The sequence below is a fragment of the Frigoribacterium sp. Leaf186 genome (assembly GCF_001423905.1).
Classification (GTDB): domain Bacteria; phylum Actinomycetota; class Actinomycetes; order Actinomycetales; family Microbacteriaceae; genus Frigoribacterium.
In genome coordinates, this window is the sequence record NZ_LMPQ01000001.1 from 272,685 (window position 1) to 291,559 (window position 18,875).

16 protein-coding genes and 4 tRNA genes are annotated in these 18,875 nt (G+C 71.5%); 5 read left to right on the top strand and 15 right to left on the bottom strand.

Features of this window, described 5'->3' with window-relative positions; translation table 11 throughout:
* The 7 genes from ASG05_RS01335 to ASG05_RS01365 all read right to left on the bottom strand — a co-directional run bounded on the left by ASG05_RS01335 (position 1) and on the right by ASG05_RS01365 (position 6,877).
* Positions 1–762 carry a YebC/PmpR family DNA-binding transcriptional regulator gene (locus tag ASG05_RS01335; protein WP_056256450.1) on the bottom strand — a complete coding sequence of 254 codons (762 nt, stop codon included), beginning with the start codon at positions 760–762 and terminating at the stop codon, positions 1–3.
* Between the two features lie 37 nt (positions 763–799).
* Positions 800–1,408, bottom strand: coding sequence for a pyridoxal 5'-phosphate synthase glutaminase subunit PdxT (gene pdxT / locus ASG05_RS01340; RefSeq protein ID WP_056256452.1), 609 nt, complete (start codon positions 1,406–1,408; stop codon positions 800–802).
* Between the two features lie 19 nt (positions 1,409–1,427).
* Positions 1,428–2,342, bottom strand: coding sequence for a pyridoxal 5'-phosphate synthase lyase subunit PdxS (gene pdxS, locus ASG05_RS01345; RefSeq protein WP_056258201.1), 915 nt, complete (start codon positions 2,340–2,342; stop codon positions 1,428–1,430).
* 23 nt (positions 2,343–2,365) lie between these two features.
* Positions 2,366–2,950 (bottom strand): HIT domain-containing protein, encoded by a 585-nt coding sequence (locus ASG05_RS01350; RefSeq protein ID WP_235491350.1) that lies wholly within the window; start codon positions 2,948–2,950, stop codon positions 2,366–2,368.
* A 2-nt stretch (positions 2,951–2,952) separates the two neighbouring features.
* The gene (thrS, locus tag ASG05_RS01355) at positions 2,953–4,929 is read right to left on the bottom strand and encodes a threonine--tRNA ligase (protein ID WP_056258204.1); all 1,977 of its coding nucleotides are present in this window, start codon (positions 4,927–4,929) and stop codon (positions 2,953–2,955) included.
* Positions 4,930–5,084: 155 nt separating this feature from the next.
* Positions 5,085–5,534, bottom strand: a complete 450-nt coding sequence (gene sufU, locus ASG05_RS01360; protein ID WP_056256455.1) for a Fe-S cluster assembly sulfur transfer protein SufU — start codon at positions 5,532–5,534, stop codon at positions 5,085–5,087.
* Entirely contained in the window at positions 5,531–6,877 is a 1,347-nt protein-coding gene (locus ASG05_RS01365) for an aminotransferase class V-fold PLP-dependent enzyme (protein WP_369814025.1), read from the bottom strand. Before ASG05_RS01365 ends, sufU begins: the two co-directional genes overlap by 4 nt.
* Before the next feature lie 197 nt (positions 6,878–7,074).
* Between ASG05_RS01365 and ASG05_RS01370 the strand changes: the two genes are divergently transcribed.
* Entirely contained in the window at positions 7,075–8,301 is a 1,227-nt protein-coding gene (locus tag ASG05_RS01370) for a cobalamin-independent methionine synthase II family protein (RefSeq protein WP_056256458.1), read from the top strand.
* Between the two features lie 79 nt (positions 8,302–8,380).
* On the opposite strand, the gene ASG05_RS01375 is transcribed toward ASG05_RS01370, so the two are convergent.
* The 4 genes from ASG05_RS01375 to ASG05_RS01390 all read right to left on the bottom strand — a co-directional run bounded on the left by ASG05_RS01375 (position 8,381) and on the right by ASG05_RS01390 (position 11,576).
* Entirely contained in the window at positions 8,381–9,184 is an 804-nt protein-coding gene (locus tag ASG05_RS01375; RefSeq protein WP_056256461.1) for an amino acid ABC transporter ATP-binding protein, read from the bottom strand.
* A complete protein-coding gene (locus tag ASG05_RS01380; RefSeq protein WP_056256463.1) occupies positions 9,174–9,839 on the bottom strand; it encodes an amino acid ABC transporter permease in 666 nt (221 codons plus the stop codon). The genes ASG05_RS01375 and ASG05_RS01380 overlap by 11 nt, the downstream gene beginning before the upstream one ends.
* Before the next feature lie 2 nt (positions 9,840–9,841).
* Positions 9,842–10,696 carry an amino acid ABC transporter substrate-binding protein gene (locus ASG05_RS01385; protein ID WP_056258210.1) on the bottom strand — a complete coding sequence of 285 codons (855 nt, stop codon included), beginning with the start codon at positions 10,694–10,696 and terminating at the stop codon, positions 9,842–9,844.
* Between the two features lie 133 nt (positions 10,697–10,829).
* Positions 10,830–11,576 (bottom strand): NRDE family protein, encoded by a 747-nt coding sequence (locus ASG05_RS01390; RefSeq protein WP_056256465.1) that lies wholly within the window; start codon positions 11,574–11,576, stop codon positions 10,830–10,832.
* A gap of 178 nt (positions 11,577–11,754) precedes the next feature.
* Here ASG05_RS01390 and ASG05_RS01395 point away from each other — a divergent pair, with 178 nt between their 5' ends.
* Positions 11,755–13,140: a phosphopantothenate--cysteine ligase family flavoprotein gene (locus ASG05_RS01395; RefSeq protein ID WP_056258213.1), complete on the top strand. Its 1,386-nt coding sequence runs from the start codon at positions 11,755–11,757 to the stop codon at positions 13,138–13,140.
* The gene (locus tag ASG05_RS01400) at positions 13,137–14,663 is read left to right on the top strand and encodes a serine/threonine-protein kinase (protein ID WP_056256469.1); all 1,527 of its coding nucleotides are present in this window, start codon (positions 13,137–13,139) and stop codon (positions 14,661–14,663) included. The genes ASG05_RS01395 and ASG05_RS01400 overlap by 4 nt, the downstream gene beginning before the upstream one ends.
* Before the next feature lie 133 nt (positions 14,664–14,796).
* Here ASG05_RS01400 and ASG05_RS01405 read toward each other — a convergent pair.
* The 3 genes from ASG05_RS01405 to ASG05_RS01415 all read right to left on the bottom strand — a co-directional run bounded on the left by ASG05_RS01405 (position 14,797) and on the right by ASG05_RS01415 (position 15,160).
* A tRNA-Val gene (locus ASG05_RS01405) sits at positions 14,797–14,868 on the bottom strand.
* Between the two features lie 81 nt (positions 14,869–14,949).
* Positions 14,950–15,023: transfer RNA gene (locus ASG05_RS01410), tRNA-Cys, on the bottom strand.
* 65 nt (positions 15,024–15,088) lie between these two features.
* Positions 15,089–15,160: transfer RNA gene (locus ASG05_RS01415), tRNA-Gly, on the bottom strand.
* Positions 15,161–15,334: 174 nt separating this feature from the next.
* On the opposite strand from ASG05_RS01415, the gene ASG05_RS01420 reads away from it, so the two are divergent.
* Both ASG05_RS01420 and ASG05_RS01425 read left to right on the top strand, forming a co-directional pair.
* Positions 15,335–15,410 (top strand) — tRNA-Val (locus ASG05_RS01420).
* Between the two features lie 120 nt (positions 15,411–15,530).
* Entirely contained in the window at positions 15,531–17,234 is a 1,704-nt protein-coding gene (locus tag ASG05_RS01425; RefSeq protein ID WP_056256471.1) for a glycoside hydrolase family 13 protein, read from the top strand.
* 173 nt (positions 17,235–17,407) lie between these two features.
* Here the strand turns inward: ASG05_RS01425 and ASG05_RS01430 are convergent, their stop codons facing one another.
* Positions 17,408–18,700 (bottom strand): ammonium transporter, encoded by a 1,293-nt coding sequence (locus tag ASG05_RS01430; RefSeq protein WP_056256474.1) that lies wholly within the window; start codon positions 18,698–18,700, stop codon positions 17,408–17,410.
* Between the last annotated feature and the right edge of the window lie 175 nt (positions 18,701–18,875).

Consider the following 18,875-nt stretch of genomic DNA (forward strand, 5'->3'; position numbering starts at 1 on the left):
CTATTCTTCGTCGTCGAGTGCGGCCTGCACGTCGGCGGGGACGTCGTGGTTCGCGTAGACGTTCTGCACGTCGTCGTCGTCGTCGAGCGCGTCGATGAGCCGGAACACCTTGCGCGCCGTCTCGAGGTCGACCTCGATCTTGAGGCCGGGCACGAACTCGATGTCGGCCGAGTCGTAGTCGATGCCGGCTTCTTGCAGGGCCGAGCGGGCCGGGACGAGGTCGGACGCCTCGGTGACGATCTCGAAGCCCTCACCGCGGTCGGTGACCTCTTCGGCGCCGGCGTCGAGGACGGCCGTGAGCACGTCGTCCTCGGTGAGGTCGCCGGTCTTCATGACGGCGATGACGCCCTTGCGGCTGAAGTTGTAGGCGACGCTGCCGGGGTCGGCCATGGTGCCGCCGTTGCGCGACATGACCGTGCGGACGTTCGCCGCCGCACGGTTCTTGTTGTCGGTGAGGCACTCGATCAGCAGGGCGACGCCGTTGGGGCCGTAGCCCTCGTACATGATCGTCTGGTAGTCGACGCTCTCGCCGCTGAGACCGGCGCCCCGCTTGACGGCACGGTCGATGTTGTCGTTGGGGACCGAGGTCTTCTTGGCCTTCTGGACGGCGTCGACCAGCGTGGGGTTGCCGGACATGTCGGCACCGCCCTGCTTGGCCGCGACCTCGATGTTCTTGATGAGCTTGGCGAACGACTTGGCGCGACGGCTGTCGATGACGGCCTTCTTGTGCTTGGTCGTTGCCCACTTGGAATGCCCGGACACGGTGCTCCTTCAGATGCTGACGTGGATCTCGACGAGTCTACCGTGACGCCCGCGCGCGGGCCTTGTCGAGGAAGCGCGCGTGGAAACGCAGCTCGTCGGTGACCTCGGGGTGGAACGAGGTGCCCATCAGCGGCCCCTGCTCGACCGCGACCACCCGGCCGTCGTCGAGGACGCCGATGGCCGTGGCTGCCGGGCCGACCTGGTCGACCACGGGAGCCCGGATGAACACGGCGTGGACCGGGGGGCCCTCGAGCACGGGCACGTCGACGTCGGTCTCGAACGACTCGGTCTGCGAGCCGAAGGCGTTCCGCCGGACCGAGACGTCGAGCCCCCCGAGTGTCTTCTGACCCGGGATGCCGTCGACGATGCGGTCGGCCAGCATGATCAGGCCGGCGCAGGTGCCGTAGACCGGCAGCCCCGAGGCGATGGCACGGCGGAGGGGCCCGTCGAGGTCGAAGGTGCGGGACAGCTTGTCCATGACGCTGGACTCGCCGCCGGGGATCACGAGCCCGTCGATCTCGTCGAGTTCGGAGGCGCGGCGCACGGGCACCGCCTCGGCACCGAGCGACGTGAGGACGGCGAGGTGCTCTCGGAAGTCGCCCTGGAGGGCGAGGACGCCGACCCGGGGGCCCCGCTCGGCGGTCATCGGGTCACGGAGCCGCGGGTCACCAGCCACGCTCGGCGAGGCGGTGCGGTGCGGGCAGGTCGGGCACGTTGATGCCGACCATGGCCTCGCCGAGGCCGCGCGAGGCGTCGGCGACCACCTGGGGGTCGTCGAAGAACGTGGTCGCCTTGACGATCGCCTTGGCACGCTCGGCCGGGTTGCCGGACTTGAAGATGCCCGAGCCGACGAAGACGCCGTCGGCGCCGAGCTGCATCATGAGGGCCGCGTCGGCGGGCGTCGCGACGCCGCCGGCCGTGAAGAGCACGACGGGCAGCTTGCCGGTCTCGGCGATCTCGCGGACGAGTTCGAAGGGTGCCTGCAGCTCTTTGGCGGCGACGTAGAGTTCGTCGGTCTTGAGGCCACGGAGCTGGGCGATCTCTTTCGAGATGGTGCGGATGTGCTTGGTCGCCTCGGAGACGTCGCCCGTGCCGGCCTCACCCTTGGAGCGGATCATGGCGGCACCCTCGGTGATGCGGCGCAGGGCCTCGCCGAGGTTGGTGGCACCGCAGACGAACGGGACGGTGAAATTCCACTTGTCGATGTGGTTGACGTAGTCGGCCGGGCTCAGCACCTCGGACTCGTCGATGTAGTCGACGCCGAGGGTCTGCAGGATCTGGGCCTCGACGAAGTGCCCGATGCGGGCCTTCGCCATGACGGGGATCGACACCGCGGCGACGATCTCGTCGATCATGTCGGGGTCGCTCATGCGCGCGACGCCGCCCTGCGACCGGATGTCGGCGGGGACCCGCTCGAGGGCCATGACGGCCACGGCCCCGGCGTCTTCGGCGATCTTCGCCTGCTCGACGTTGACGACGTCCATGATGACGCCGCCCTTGAGCATCTCGGCGAGACCGCGCTTGACGCGGCTCGAGCCGGTGGTGGAGGACTGGGTGGAGGCGGAGGTCGTGTCGCTCATGATGGCCCCCATCTTAGGCCCGATCAGGGTGTCGGCGACGCCGCGGGGGTCACACCGACGCCGTCGGTCGGCCACGCCTCGGCCACGGCCACCCGGACGTCGCCGAGCAACTGCGTGACGGCCTTCGTGCCGGCGACGATCGGGAAGAAGTTCGAGTCCCCCGCGTAGCGCGGCACCACGTGCTGGTGGAGGTGCTCGGCGATGCCCGCCCCGCCGACCTGGCCCTGGTTCATCCCGATGTTGAAACCCTGCGCGTGCGACACGCGGGTCAGCACGCGCATGGCCGTCTGGGTCAGGGTCGCGATCTCGGCGACCTCGTCCGGGCCGGCGAGGTCGTAGGTCGAGACGTGACGGTAGGGGCAGACCAGCAGGTGCCCGGGGTTGTACGGGTACAGGTTGAGCAGCACGTAGGCGTGCTCGCCCCGGGCCACGATCAGGGCCTCGTCGTCCGACTTCGAGGGAGCGCGGCAGAAGGGGCACGACTCGTCGTGCGCCCCCTGCCCGGCCTCGACGTAGACCGCGCGGTGCGGCGTCCAGAGCCGCTGGAACGCGTCGGGGACCGCGGCGAAGTCGGCGGACGACTCGGCCTCGGTCCCCTCGACGCGCACGATCAGACCTGGGCCTTCGTCTCGATGGCCGTGACGATCTTGGCGACGGCCTCGTCGATCGGCACGCCGTTCTCCTGCGAACCGTCGCGGTACCGGAAGCTGACCGCCCCGGCCGCTCGGTCGTCTTCTCCGGCGATGAGCTGGAACGGCACCTTGGCCTTGGTGTGCGTCCTGATCTTCTTCGGCATGCGGTCGTCGCTGTGGTCGACCTGGGCGCGGACGCCGACCTCGCGCAGTCGCGCCACGACCTCGTCGAGGTAGTCGCCGTACTCGTCGGCCACGGGGATCGCCACGACCTGGACGGGCGCGAGCCAGACCGGGAACGCCCCGGCGTAGTGCTCGGTGAGCACCCCGAAGAAGCGCTCGATCGAGCCGAACAACGCGCGGTGGATCATGACCGGCCGCTGGCGCGAACCGTCGGCCGCCGTGTACTCGAGGTCGAAGCGCTCCGGCAGGTTGAAGTCGAGCTGGACCGTCGACATCTGCCACGTGCGCCCGATGGCGTCACGTGCCTGGACCGAGATCTTGGGGCCGTAGAACGCGGCGCCGGCCGGGTCGGGCACGAGCTCGAGACCCGTCTCTTCGGCGACCTGGCGGAGCGTCGCCGTCGCCTCGTCCCAGGTGGCGTCGTCGCCGACGTACTTCTCGGGGTCTTTCGTGGAGAGCTCGAGGTAGAAGTCGTCCAGGCCGTAGTCGCGCAGGAGGCTGAGCACGAAGTCGAGCGTGCCCTTGAGCTCGGACGCCATGTCGTCGCGCGTCGTGAAGATGTGTGCGTCGTCCTGGGTCATGCCGCGCACGCGGGTGAGGCCGTGGATGACCCCGGACTTCTCGTTGCGGTAGACCGTGCCGAATTCGAACAGGCGCTGGGGCAGATCGCGGTACGACTTGGCCGACGACCGGTACGCCAGGATGTGCATCGGGCAGTTCATGGGCTTGAGGTAGTAGTCGGCGCCCTGTCGCGTGATCTCGCCCTCGTCGTTGCGTGCCTCGTCGAGGTGCATCGCCGGGAACATGCCGTCCTTGTACCAGCCCAGGTGACCCGAGGTCTCGAACAGGGCCGCCTTGGTGATGTGCGGCGTGTAGACGAACTCGTAGCCGGCCTTCTCGTGGCGTTCGCGCGAGTAGTCCTCCATCTGGCGGCGGATGATGCCGCCCTTGGGGTGGAAGATCGCCAGGCCCGAGCCGATCTCGTCGGGGAACGAGAACAGGTCGAGCTCGGCGCCGAGCTTGCGATGGTCGCGCTTGGCGGCCTCCTCGAGCCGGGCCTGGTAGGCACGGAGGTCGTCCTTCGTCGGCCAGGCGGTGCCGTAGATGCGCTGCAGCTGGGGGTTCTTCTCGGACCCGCGCCAGTAGGCGGCGGCCACGCGCATGAGCTTCGTGGCGTTGCCGACGAGGCGCGTGCTGGGCACGTGCGGACCGCGGCAGAGGTCGAACCAGACCACGTCGCCGGTCTTCGGGTCGACGTTGTCGTAGACGGTGAGCTCGGCCCCGCCCACCTCGACGGACTCGCCGTCGGCACCGAGCTCGTCGGCCGAGCCGCCCTTGAGGCCGATCAGTTCGAGCTTGAACGGCTCGTGGGCCAACAGTTCGCGCGCCTCGTCGTCGCTCACGACGCGTCGACGGAAGCGCTGGCCCTGACGGATGATGCGCTCCATGCCCTTCTCGATCGCCTTGAGGTCGTCGGGGGTGAAGGGCTCGGCGACGTCGAAGTCGTAGTAGAAGCCGTCGGTGACGGGCGGCCCGATGCCGAGCTTGGCCTCGGGGTTGATCTGCTGCACGGCCTGCGCCATGACGTGCGCCGCCGAGTGGCGCAGGATCGCGAGCCCGTCGGGCGAGTCGATCGTGACCGGCTCGGCCACGTCGCCCGCCTGCAGCTCGGTCGCGAGGTCACGCAGTTCACCCGCCACGCGCACGGCGACGACCGCCTTGTCGGTGAACAGGTCGAAGCCGGTCGTCGTCTCGGTGGCCTCGACGGCCACGGGGCCGGACGGGGCTGGGGAGGCGGTCGGGTCGAGTTCGGTCTGGTCGGACACGGCGGTGGTTCCTATCGTCGAGGGGCGGGGACCACTTTAGCCGTCGACCGACGCTCGTCCGGTCGGCGGCCGGGAGGCGCGGAGACAGCCCTCCGGACCGTTCAGGCCGCGCGCAGCTCGGTCGAACACGCCTCGGCGGCGACCCAGGCGAGCATGCCGCACTTGACGCGCATGACGAACTTCGAGACCCCGTGGAACACCACGGCGTCGCCGAGCACCTCGTCGTCGGGCTCGCCGGCACCGCGCGACCGCATCATCTCGCGGAACTCCCCCACGAGGGCGTCGAGCTCGGGCAACGTGCGACCGGGGGCCAGCTGCGACAGCACCGACGCCGAAGCCATCGAGATGCTGCAGCCCGCGCCCTGCCAGCGCAGGTCGGCGACGCGGTCGGTGCCGGGTTCGAGGGCGATGCGGACGGTGATCTCGTCACCGCAGGTCGGGTTGCGCTCGAAGTGCTGGGCGTCGGCCCCGGGCAGCTCACCGTCGCCGTGCCGCGCCTTGGCGTGGTCGAGGATGACCTGCTGGTACAGGCCGTCGAGGGCGGCGCTCACCGCGCCTCCTCGGCCTTCTCGTCGTCGGCGGCGCCCGTGACGCCGAAGTAGGCACGCACCTCGGCGACCCCGGCGACGAGGCGCTCGACCTCGTCGCCCGACGAGTAGAGGTACGTGCTGGCCCGCGTCGTGGCCGTCGCCCCGAGACGTCGGTGCAGCGGCTGGGCGCAGTGGTGTCCGACCCGCACGGCGATGCCGCGCGCGTCGAGGAACTGCCCGACGTCGTGGGCGTGCACCCCGTCGACGACGAAGCTGGCCAACCCGGAGCGCGGCACCCCGGCGGGCGGGCCGACGACCGTGACGCCGTCGATCGCCGAGAGCCCGCGGACGAGCTGGTCGGCCAGGGCCTCCTCGTGCTCGCGGACGCGGTCCATGCCGACCGCCTCGAGGTAGCGGACGGCCTCGGCGAGGGCGACGGCCTGCGACACGGGTTGCGTGCCGGCCTCGAAGCGCTGCGGGGCGGGCAGGTACTCCGCCCCCTCCATCGTGACCGTCGTGATCATCGACCCGCCGGTGCGGAAGGGCGGCAGGGCGTTCAGCAGCTCGGCCTTGCCGTACAACACGCCGATGCCCGTCGGCCCCAGCATCTTGTGGCCGGAGAACGCGGCGAAGTCGACGTCGAGGGCGTGCAGGTCGAGGGGTCGGTGCGGGGCCGACTGGCAGGCGTCGAGCACCACGAGGGCGTCGACGGCGTGCGCGAGGTCGACCAGTTCGGCGACGGGCGCGACGAAGCCGGTCACGTTCGAGACGTGGGCGAAGGCGAGGAGGCGCGTGCGGGGCCCGATCACGGACGCCGCGTCGGCGCTCGTCCACGTGCCGTCGTCGCCGACGGGCACGAACCGCAGCGTGGCCCCCGTCGTCGCGGCGAGTTCCTGCCACGGGACGAGGTTGGCGTGGTGCTCGGCCTCGGTCACCACGATCTCGTCGCCGGGCGCGAGCGCGAAGCGCCGGGCGGCGTCGCCTCCCCGTCCGTGCGTGGCGTTCGCGAGGCCGTACGCGACGAGGTTGAGGGCGTCGGTCGCGTTGGAGGTCCAGACGATCTCGTCGACGTCGGCACCGACGAAGCGTGCGACGGTCTCTCGCGCCTCTTCGTAGGCCTCGGTCGAGAGGGCCGCGAGGGTGTGGGCCCCGCGGTGAACGGCCGAGTTGACGGTCTCGAGGAAGCGTCGCTCGGCGTCGAGCACCGCGGTCGGGCGTTGGGCCGTCGCCCCCGAGTCGAGGTAGGCGAGCGGCTCGCCGGAGACGTGCTGCCCCAGCAACGGGAAGTCGGCGCGCAGACGGCGGGCGTCGTCGTCGGACAGCCCCGGACGGGCGGTGGATGGTGCGGAGGAGGTGGTGGTCACGGTGTCCCTTCCCGTCGATCGTAGCGAGGCACCGCGAGGGTCCCGGCGTCGGCCGACACAGGACGCAACGGTCGCCGACCGCACGGTGTTCCCGACCGCACGGTGTTCCCGACCGCACGGCTGTGACGTCCCGTGTCGTGCCCGTCGCCCACGGCGGGGGTCGGGGGCCAGAGTGGTGGCGACGAACGGAGCACCCCATGACGACCACCCCCGGCCGCATCGAGACCACCCACGCCGGAAGCCTGCCGCGCACCCCCGAGCTGATCGCCGCCAACGACGCCCGCGCCCTCGGCAACGACGGCTTCACCCTCGAGCGCACGCCCGAGTTCGACGCCCTGCTGACCGACGCCGTCGTCGACCTCGTCCGCCGCCAGCGCGACCTGGGCATCACGATCGTCGGCGACGGCGAGTACGGCAAGGCCATGACGAGCGCGGTCGACTACGGCGCCTGGTGGTCGTACTCGTTCCAGCGCGTGAGCGGGCTCTCGCTGACCGGATCGGACATCTTCAGCCAGCCGGCGGTGCGTTCCTCCCCCGGCGACGTGCGGCTGACGTCGTTCCCGGACCGCCGCGACTGGCAGACGTTCCACGACGCCTACACCGACCCGACCTCGGGCATCGGCACGGGCTCGGGCGCCACGCCGTTCCCGAGCACGACGGGCCCGCTGACGTACGTCGGGCACGACGCCATCGCCTCCGACATCGCCAACCTGACGGCCGGGCTCGCGGCGAGCGGCGACGCGCCGGGGTTCATCACCTCGTTGTCACCGGGCAGCGGCGCCCGCATCGCGAACGACTTCTACGCCACCGACGAGGAGCACATCTGGGCCTGGGCCGAGGTGTTGCGCGAGGAGTACACGGCGATCGTCGAGGCCGGCCTCACCGTGCAGATCGACGACCCGTCGATCGCCGAGAACTGGGACCAGATCAACCCCGAGCCGAGCGTCGAGGACTACCGCGCCTTCACCCGCATCCGGGTCGAGGCGCTCAACCACGCCCTGCGCGGCCTGCCGCCCGAGCAGGTGCGCTTCCACCTCTGTTGGGGCTCGTGGCACGGACCGCACACGACCGACGTCGAGTTCCGGCACATCGTCGACCTCATGCTCGAGATCGACGCCGGCTCGTACTCGTTCGAGGCGGCGAACGTCCGTCACGACCACGAGTGGAAGCTCTGGCGCGACGTCGAGCTGCCGGCCGGCAAGACGATCGTCCCGGGCGTCGTCAGCCACGCCACGAACGTGGTCGAGCACCCCGAGCTCGTGGCCGACCGCATCGAACGGTTCGCCTCGGTGGTCGGCCCCGAGAACGTCGTCGCCTCGACCGACTGCGGCCTGGGCGGTCGCATCCACCCGCAGATCGCCGTGGCCAAGCTGGCCTCGCTCGGCGAGGGCGCGCGCATCGCGTCGCACCGCCTGTTCGGCTGAGCGTCCCCCGGCGGACGACACGCGCCTCCTGGTCCGACGGACGAGGAGGCGCGGGTCGTCTCGGGCGCGGGGGGCCCCGTCAGTCGTCGAGCGGCTTGAGCACCCGCTGCAGGAACTGCCGGGTGCGGGCCTCGCGGGGGCGCGTGAGCACGTCGGCGGGCCGACCGCGCTCGACGACGACACCGGCGTCCATGAAGAGCAGCTCGTCGGCCACGCGGCGGGCGAACTCGAGCTCGTGGGTGACGACGATCATCGTCCAGCCCTCGTCGGCGAGCTCTTTCACGACGGTGAGCACGTCGCCGACCAGTTCGGGGTCGAGTGCGGAGGTCGGTTCGTCGAAGAGCAGCAGCTCGGGCCGCAGGGCGAGCGCCCGGACGATGCCCACGCGCTGCTGCTGCCCGCCCGAGAGCTCGGAGGGGTAGGCCCCGGCCTTCTCGGCGAGGCCCACGCGCGCGAGGAGCGCCTCGGCCTCGACCCGCGCCTCCTGCGGGTCTCGACCCTGGACGCGGACCGGGCCCTCGACGACGTTCTGCAGCACGGTGAGGTGCGGGAACAGGTTGAAGTGCTGGAAGACCATCGACGACCGGTCGCGGAGGGCGAGCAGGTCGCGCTTGCCGACCTTGCCTCCGAAGTCGATCGACCGACCGTCGGAGAGCGTGACGACTCCCCCGTCGGGCACCTCGAGGCTGTTGAGCGAGCGCAGCACGGTCGTCTTGCCCGAGCCCGAGGGGCCGATGATGGCGACGACGCGCCCTCGCCTCACCTCGAGGTCGATGCCCCGCAGCACCTCGTTCTCGCCGAACGACTTGTGCAGGCCGCGGACGGTCAGCACCGGGGCACCGGTCGGGTCGGCCGGCCGGGGCGGGGTGACGTCAGCGGGCAACGTGGCGGTCCAATCTCTTCTCGAGGGCGTCCTGCCCGAACGACAGGATCAGGCAGATCACCCAGTAGACCAGGGCGGCCTCGAGGTAGATCAGCAAGAACTGGTTCGAGACGGTCGCGATCTGCTGCGCCTGACGGAACAGCTCGACGACGAGGATGACGCTCGCCAACGAGGTGTCCTTCACCAGGCTGATGAACGTGTTCGACAGCGGTGGCACCGAGACCCGGGCCGCCTGGGGCAGGATGATCCGCCGGAGGGCGAGCCCCCGCGACATGCCGATCGTGTGGGCGGCCTCCCACTGGCCCTTCGGCACCGAGAGGATGGCGGCCCGGATGACCTCGGCGGCGTACCCGCCGACGTTCAGGGAGAACGCGATGATCGCGCTCGGCCAGGGGTCGAGCCTGACGCCGATCGACGGTAGGCCGTAGAAGACGACGAAGAGCTGCACGAGCAGGGGCGTGCCCCGGATGATCGAGATGTAGACCCGGGCGATGCCCGCGAGCACCGCCGTGCCCGACAGTCGCATGAGCGCGATGACGACGGCGATGACCAGCCCGATCGCCATCGACGCGAAGGCGAGCGGGATCGACGCGACGAGCGCCCCCGACACGATCGGCCAGAGCGACCGCCAGAACAGGTCGAGGGAGGACTGCACGCTTACTCGCTGACGTCCTGGCCGAAGTACTTCTCGCTGATGGTCGACAGCGTGCCGTCGGACTTCAGCTCGGCGAGGGCGTCGTCGATCGCCGTCACGAGGTCGTCGCTGCCCTTGGTGGTGACCAGGGCCGAGCGCGAGACGTCGTCGGTGGTCGCCGCGATCTTGATGCCGGCGGCCTGGTCGGGGTTGGTCTTGACGTAGTCGAGGAAGGTCAGCTCGTCGTTGACCGTCGCGTCGATGCGGCCCTGCTCGAGCAGCGCGACGGACTGGGCCCAGCCCTCGACGACCTGGACGTCGGCGCCCGCGTCCTTCGCGGTCGTGTAGAAGTTGCTCGACTGCGACTGGGCCGTCGTCTTGCCCTTCAGGTCGGCGAGCGAGGTGATGTCGGTGTTGTCCGCGGGCGTGATGACCACGCCGCGGCTGACCGTGTAGGGCGTCGAGAAGTCGTACGTCGCCTCGCGCTCGTCGGTGATCGAGATCTGGTTCGCGACGAGGTCGAACCGACCGGCGGTGAGCCCGGCGAGCAGGGCGTCGAACTGGGTCTCCTCGAAGGTCGGGGTGACGCCGAGCTTCTCGGCGACGGCCGTGGCGACGTCGACGTCGTAGCCGGTGAGTGCGCCGGCCCCGCCCTCGTGGTACGTGAAGGGCTGGTAGGTGCCCTCGGTGCCGATGACGATCTCGCCGGCCGCCTGGATGTCGGACAGGCTCTTCGCGGCGCTCGTGTCGGCGGTCGCGCTGCCGGTGGACTGGACGACCCCGTCGGTGGAGGCGGGCGCGCAGGCGGCCAGGGCGACGGCGGCGGCGGCGATGACGCCGACCGAGGCGAGGCGACGGACGGTGCGGACGGCAGTGATCTTCACGAGGGTTCCTTTGCTGCGGCTCGGGGGTCGGACGAGCCTCACGACCCTAACGCCGCGGGGGCGGGCGTGATTCCCGATGACTCCCCGTGACGTCGGCGCCGGGGGAACCGGGCCTCGCCGGGGACGGTCAGCGTCGTGCGATCGCCTCGGCGACCGAGGGCGCCCCGTCGAGGCGGACGTGCCGGTGGGCGACGGCGTCGCCCGAGACGGCGACCGTGCTGAGCGACAACGAGTGGAACAGGTGGCCGTCGACGAGGTCGGCCCGGACGATGGCGTCGTCGTCGTCCGTCGACAGGGCGCTGCTCTCGCGCAGCAGCTCGAGCCACGGCGTCCAGCTGCCCTCGCCCTCGGCCGCCGCCGGCAACGGACCGGACGGAGGCGCGACGTCACGGAACCGGGGCAGCCAGCGGTCGACGCGGGGCACGCTCCGGTCGTCGGGCCCGGCGTGCGTCAGCAGGTGCACCCCGGGGGCGAGGCGGGCCGTCTCGGTGACGGTGCCGTCCCACACGGAGTGCACCGCGCCTCCCGCGTCCGCGGTGAGCAGGTTGAAGGTGCGGGTCGTCTGCGGGCCCTCGGGCAGCGCGCCGTCGGCGGCGGCCCGGAGCGGCAGGGCCCCGCGCGTCGTCCAGCCGCCCGCGGGCGGCTCGGGGGCCTCGTGGCGGTTGAGGACGACGCTCGCCCGGCTCGGGCCCCGGGCGGTGGCCAGCCAGGCCCCGCCGGCCTCGCGGTCGTGGACGCCCGTGACCCGGTCGCCGAGCTCGGGCCACCACGCGCCGGGCTCGTCCCAGGGCCGGTCGGGCGACTCGTCACGGAGCCCCAGGAACACGACGGGCCAGGGCGCGCCCGGCTGGACGGCGACGACGACGGTGCACATGGGGTCCTCAGGGTGGGGGCTCGTCGGGTCGGGGGCCGACGTTCGGCCGCGGGATGCGGCATCGTGGTGGGCAACGCTACCGACCCGGCACCGGGTCGGCCGACCGACGCATCGATCGACGAGGCCCACCGTGACGCACGACCACCCCCGCTCCTCCCCCGCCGACGCCCCGCGTCGCCTGTCCGTCGTCGTCGGCGTCTCGGGCGGGATCGCGGCGTACAAGGCCGTCGGCGTCGTCCGCGGCCTCGTGCTGCGCGGGCACGAGGTGCACGTCGTCCCGACCGAGGCCGCCCTGCGCTTCGTCGGGGCACCGACCTGGGAGGCCACGAGCCGCAACCCCGTGCACACGTCCGTCTTCGACGACGTCGCCGAGGTGCGGCACGTGGCCCTGGGTCAGCGGGCCGACCTGATCGTCGTCGCCCCCGCGACCGCGCACACCCTGGCCAAGATCGCCCACGGCCTGTCGGACGACCTGCTCGGCACGACCATCCTCGCGAGCACCGCGCCGCTCGTCGTCGCCCCCGCCATGCACACCGAGATGTGGCGGAACCTCGCCACCGTCGCCAACGTCGCGCTGCTCCGGTCGCGCGGGGTGACCGTCGTCGGGCCCGACGACGGGCCGCTCACCGGCGGAGACGTGGGGCCCGGGCGCCTCAGCGAGCCCGACGACATCGTCGCCGCCGCCCTGGCCCTCGTCACCGGCGCCCCCACCACCCGTGCGACCCCGGACTCGGCCGATGCGGCGGACTCCCCCGCCACCCGAGCGACCCGGGACTCGGCCGACACGACAGGTGGACCGGCCCAGGAGGCGCGGGTCGGCGACCTCGACGGCCTGCGGGTGGTCGTCTCCGCCGGTGGCACCCGCGAGCCCCTCGACCCCGTGCGCTTCGTCGGCAACCGGTCGAGCGGCAAGCAGGGGGCCGCCCTGGCCTTCGCCGCCGCCGACCGTGGAGCCCACGTCACCGTCGTCGGTGCCGCCCTCGACGGTGCCGTCCGGCAGCGCCTCGTGGGGCGGGACGACGTCGACCTGGTCGACGTCGGAACCGCGCTCGAGCTCGAGGCCGCCCTGGGCGAGCACGCACCCCAGGCCGACGTCGTCGTCATGGCCGCGGCCGTCGCCGACTACCGTCCCGTCTCGGTGGCCGACGGCAAGATCCGCAAGGACGACTCCGGCGACGAACTGACGGTGCGCCTCGTCCGCACCCCCGACGTCCTCGCCGGGCTGGTCGCCCGACGGCCCGCCGGGCAGGTTGTGGTCGGCTTCGCCGCCGAGACCGCCCGCGACCGCGACGACCTGCTCGAGCTCGGACGCGCCAAGCAGCGGCGCAAGGGAGCCGACCTGCTCGTCCTGAACCGGGTCGGTTGGACGACCGGCTTCGGTGCGGACGACACGGCCGTCGTCGTGATCGACGCCGACGGCGACGTGGTGTCCGAGTCCGCGGGGTCGAAGGCGGCGGTGGCCGGGGCCGTGTGGGACGCCGTGGCGTCCCACCGCTCGGCACGAGACGGACGGACCAGCTCGCCACCCCGGCCGCAAGGCGTCTCGACGGGAGCAGGCGCGTGAGCCCCCGCGAGCAGGGCGACCCCCGTCTCGGCACGACCGTGGGCGGCCGCTACCGACTCGACGCGATCGTCGGGCGCGGCGGCATGGGAGCCGTGTACCGGGCCCACGACCTCGACCTCGGGCGGGACGTCGCGGTCAAGCTGTTCGGTTCGGACGGTCACGACGTGCACGACCTCGGTCGGCAGGTGAGCGAGGTCCGCCTGCTCGCGTCGCTGAACCACCCCGGCCTCGTGACCCTCTACGACGCCCGGGTCGAAGGGGACGGTCACGACGACGACGCGTACCTCGTGATGGAGTACGTGGACGGTCCGACCCTCCAGACGGTCCTGGCCGACGGGCCGCTCTCGCACGCCGAGGCCGCGGCCCTGCTCGGTGACGTCGCCGACGGCCTCGCCGCCGTCCACCGAGCCGGCGTCGTCCACCGCGACGTCAAGCCCGCGAACATCCTGCTGGCCTCGCCGCACCACGACGGCGACCCCCGTCGGGCCAAGCTCGCCGACTTCGGCATCGCGTACCTGATCGACTCCACGCGGGTGACGGCCACGGGCACCCTGATGGGCACCGCCGCCTTCGTCAGCCCGGAGCAGGCCGAGGGGCGGCCGCCGGCCCCGGCGTCCGACGTCTACTCGCTCGGGCTCGTGCTGGTCGAGGCGCTGACCGGCCGTCGGGTGTTCACGGGGTCGGTCGTCGAGTCGGTCATGGCGCGCCTGACCCGCGACCCCGAGATCCCGGCGTCGATCGGCGCCGGGTGGGCCGACCTGCTCACCCGCATGACCTCGCGCGCACCGGAGGACCGTCCCGCCGCCGCCGAGGTGGCACGGGCCGCCCGCACGTTGGCCGTCGAGGGCGCCGGGTCGACCGATGCCGTCACGCGCGTCATGGCCGCTCCCGACGTGCCGACGGCCGCCCTGCCCGGCGGCGACACGCCGACTCGCGCCCTGCCCGGCGGCGACACGCCGACTCGCGTCCTGCCCCGCGACGACGCTCGCACCCAGGTGCTCGGAGCAGGGGCGGCGTCCGGGGCCGATGCGACGGACCTCGTCGCCGACGTCGGGTCCGACGACGGGCCTCGGAAACGCCGACGCTGGCCCCTCGTGCTGGCGGCGGTGGTCGTCGCCGGGTTGCTGGCGGCCGGCATCGGCTGGGCCGCCACCCGCGACGGTGGCGTGGTCGGGCCGACCGAGAGCACGAGTCCGAGTGTCGAGACGGACCCGTCGACGACGCCCTCCGAGTCGTCGGACGACGAGTCGCCGTCACCGTCGGAGGACTCCACCGACGAGTCACCGGCGGACCCGGCGCCCTCGGACGAGGTCAGCCCGTCCGAGGAGGCGCCGGTCGAGCCGACGACGCAGCCCTCGGTCGACCCCGTGACCCCTCCGACGGTCGAGGTGCCCGGTGTCGAGGTCCCGGGTGGGAACAGCGGGCCCGGCAATGGCAACGGCAACAGCGGGCCGGGCAACAACGGCAACGGGAACGGGAACGGCCGGGGCAACGGAGTCGGTCTCGGGACGGGCACACCCTAGAGGGATGCCGCGAGATGTCACGACGTGCCGCTCGCCTCTCGTGGCGGGCGGCACGTCGTGACGTCCTGGCAGGACGTCCGGGCTCGGCCCGGACATGACGAAAGCCCCGGCCGAGGCCGGGGCTTTCTGTGTGTGAGCGATACTGGGATCGAACCAGCGACCTCTTCCGTGTCAGGGAAGCGCGCTACCGCTGCGCCAATCGCTCATGTCTCTGCGGCTCGGGACGTACATCTCGAACCACACTATTCAATTACTACATCGATCGCAGACCTTCGCCTCGATCGAATGGAGGTGGAGACGGGATTTGAACCCGCGTGAACGGCTTTGCAGGCCGGTGCCTCGCCTCTCGGCCACTCCACCATACGAGTAGCCCCCAGAGGGAGGCCACCAGTCGGTGGACCACCCTCTGGTGAGCATTACACTCGAGCGGATGACGAGATTCGAACTCGCGACCCTCACCTTGGCAAGGTGATGCGCTACCGCTGCGCCACATCCGCATTTCGCTTTGCATTTCTGCGTGCAAAAGAACAATACCCACACCCCGGGGCAGAAACCAAATCGAGGGACCTTCGTGTCTTGGGTCGCCGTCCGCGGGGTTCGACGGCTCGGCCGGGCGGTGCGCCGAATGGCGTTCGCGGCCCACGATGCACTAGCATCGTCGAGTCCCACACGGGCGATTGGCGCAGTTGGTAGCGCGCTTCCTTCACACGGAAGAGGTCATCGGTTCGAGCCCGGTATCGCCCACCACCACCCCCGAGAGGCCCTGCAGTTGCAGGGCCTCTCGTCGTCTCCGGGTCTGGCTCTGCCGGCTCGCACACTCGGGCGTCCCGCAGGCCCCGGCCGCTCGGATCGTGGCATCCTCGGCCCATGACCGACTCCTCCGACTCCCCCGCCTCGCGCGCCTCCCCGGACCGCTCCGCCACCGTCCCCGACGCCGACTGGTGGCGTCAGGCGGTCGTCTACCAGGTCTACCCGCGCAGCTTCGCCGACGCGAACGGCGACGGCATCGGCGACCTGCCCGGCGTGACCTCACGCGTGCCGTACCTCCGGCGACTCGGGGTCGACGCCGTCTGGCTCAGCCCGTTCTATCCGTCGCCCCTCGCCGACGGCGGCTACGACGTCGCCGACTACCGCGACGTCGACCCGCGCCTGGGCACCCTCGACGACTTCGACGAGATGGTCACCGCGTTGCACGGGGCCGGCATCAAGGTCGTCGTCGACATCGTCCCGAACCACACCTCGAGCGAGCACGCCTGGTTCCGTGAGGCGGTGGCGGCCGAGCCCGGCAGCGCGGCCAGGGACCGGTACGTCTTCCGCGACGGCCTCGGCGACGGCGGCGACACTCCCCCGTCGACCTGGGTGTCGAACTTCGGCGGAGGCGCCTGGACCCGCCTGCACCGCCCCGACGGGACGCCGGAGCAGTGGTACCTGCACCTCTTCGCCCCCGAACAGCCCGACCTCGACTGGAGCGACCCCGAGGTGCGCGCCGACTTCGAGGCCACGCTGCGCTTCTGGTCGGACCGCGGCGTCGACGGCTTCCGGGTCGACGTCGCCCACGGGCTGGCGAAAGACCTGACCGAGCCCCTCCGCGACGCCGCCGAACGTTCCGTGCTGCCGGTCGACGGCAGCGACCCGCTCTACGACCGTGACGAGGTGCACACGATCTTCGAGGGCTGGCGCCGGGTCTTCGACGAGTACGACCCGCCGCGCAGTGCCGTGGCCGAGGCCTGGGTGCAGCCCGAGCGCGTGCCGCTCTACGCCCGCCCCACCGAACTCGGCCAGGCATTCAACTTCGCCCTCACGCGCGCGGACTTCGACGCCGAGCAGTTCCGCACGATCATCGCCTCGACCCTCGAACAGGCCGCCGTCAGCGGTGCGACGAGCACCTGGGTGCTCTCGAACCACGACGTCGTCCGACACGCCACCCGGTACGGCCTGCCGAAGGGGCAGGACCTCGACGCCTTCGTGCTGAGCGACGGCCGCAGGCCGACCCTGAACCCAGACGCAGGCCTGCGTCGGGCTCGGGCCGCGACGCTGCTGATGCTGGCCCTGCCCGGCTCGGCCTACGTCTACCAGGGCGAGGAGCTGGGTCTCTTCGAGGTGGCCGACCTGCAGCCGGGCGACCTGCAGGACCCCGTCTGGACCCGCACCGGCCACCGGCGGAAGGGCCGCGACGGCAGCCGTGTGCCCCTGCCCTGGGACACCAGCGAGCCCGCCCTGGGCTTCGGCGACCACGCGCCGCACCTGCCGCAACCCGAGTGGTTCGAGGACCTGGCCGTCTCGGTGCAGGACGACGAGGACGAGTCCACCCTGTCGATCTACCGCCGCGCGCTCGCCCTGCGACGCGAGCTGCAGCACGGCGAGAGCCTGCGGTGGGCCGAGGGCGCCTCGGACGACGTCGTGTACTTCTCGCGACACGACGGCTGGCACTCGCTGACGAACTTCGGTGGCGGCCCGGTCGACCTGCCCGCCGGGGCGCGCGTCCTGGCCTCCAGCGAGCCGCTGCACGACACGCTCGCCGGCGTCACCGAGGTGCCCGGCGAGACGACGGTCTGGTTCTCGCTGCGCTGAGGCCGAGCGCCGTCGCACCGACGGTCGGGCCCGGTGGCCCGAGGCGGTCACGAGCAGGAGGCGCGGTGCGGGCGGTCTCGCACCGCGCCTCCTGCGCTCTGCCGCGGGACGCGCCCGGCGGACGCGGAACGGCCCCGGTCCGAGGACCGGGGCCGTTCGTCGTGCGGGTGGGGTCAGGCGCGGGAGTTCTCGAGCACGTAGCCCTCCTCGCCGTGGATGGCGAGGTCGATGCCGGCCACCTCGTCCTCGTTCTTGACGCGGAAGCCGATCGTCTTCTCGATGGCGAAGCCGATGACGTAGGCGAGGACGAACGAGTAGAGCAACACGACGACGGCGGCGAGGGCCTGGATGCCGAGCTGCGCCGGGCCGTGACCGAAGAACAGGCCGTAGTCGGTCGAGAAGAAGCCGATGTAGAGCGTGCCGATGAGACCGCCGATGAGGTGGATGCCGACCACGTCGAGCGAGTCGTCGAAGCCGAGCTTGAACTTGAGGTCGATGGCGATCGCGCAGACCGCACCGGTGAGCAGCCCCAGGACCATCGCCCACAGGGGGCTGAGGGTGGCGCAGGCCGGCGTGATGGCGACCAGGCCGGCCACGGCACCCGACGCGGCCCCGACGGACGTGGCCTTGCCGTCCTTGATCTTCTCGACGACGAGCCAGCCGAGGATGGCGGCCGCGGGAGCGGCGATGGTGTTCATGAAGGCGACGGCTGCGATCCCGTCGGCCGCGAGTTCGGAACCCGCGTTGAAGCCGAACCACCCGAACCAGAGGAGGCCGGCACCCAACAGCACGAAGGGAGGGTTGTGCGGCTTGTCGGCGCCCTTGGCGAAACCGACGCGCTTGCCCAGGACGAGGGCGAGGGCGAGGCCGGCAGCACCGGCGTTGATGTGGACGGCGGTTCCACCGGCGAAGTCGATGACGCCCATGCTCGCGATCCAGCCGCCGTCGACGACGCTTCCGTCGTCTCCCAGCGTGAAGTTGAAGACCCAGCTGGCGACGGGGAAGTAGACGACCGTGGCCCAGACCCCGGCGAAGACCATCCACGCCCCGAACTTGGCGCGGTCGGCGATCGCACCCGAGACCAGGGCGACCGTGATGATGGCGAAGGTCGCCTGGAACGCCGCGAAGGCGATGGTCGGGTACGCGCCGCTGCCACCGGCCACGGCGTCCGTGTACAGCTGCTGGAGGCCGAGGGTCTTCCAGTCGAACCCGAGGACGCCGTCGATGCCGATGAAGCTGTCCGTCCCGGCGGGGCCCTGGGGTCCGTTCGAGAACGCGATCGAGTACCCGAAGAGCACCCAGAGCACACCGATGAGGCCCATGGCCCCGAAGCTCAGCATCATCATGCTGATGACGCTCTTGGCCTTGACGAGTCCGCCGTAGAAGAAGGCCAAGCCGGGGGTCATGAGCAGCACGAGTGCTGCACAGATGAGCATGAAGGCGGTGTTGCCTTGGTCGAGTTCCATGTACGGGTCACCTCTCGAGTTCCTGAGCCGGGGAGGCACCGACGTCGAGGTCCACCGCGTGGGTTCGCGGGCTGTGGTGAGGGACGCTCTCGTCCGGTGCGGTCCTCAGTGTCTCGGGGTGAGGTTTCGGTCCGTGTGCGGGATTGTTTCCCCGATGTAACACGATTCGGGCGCA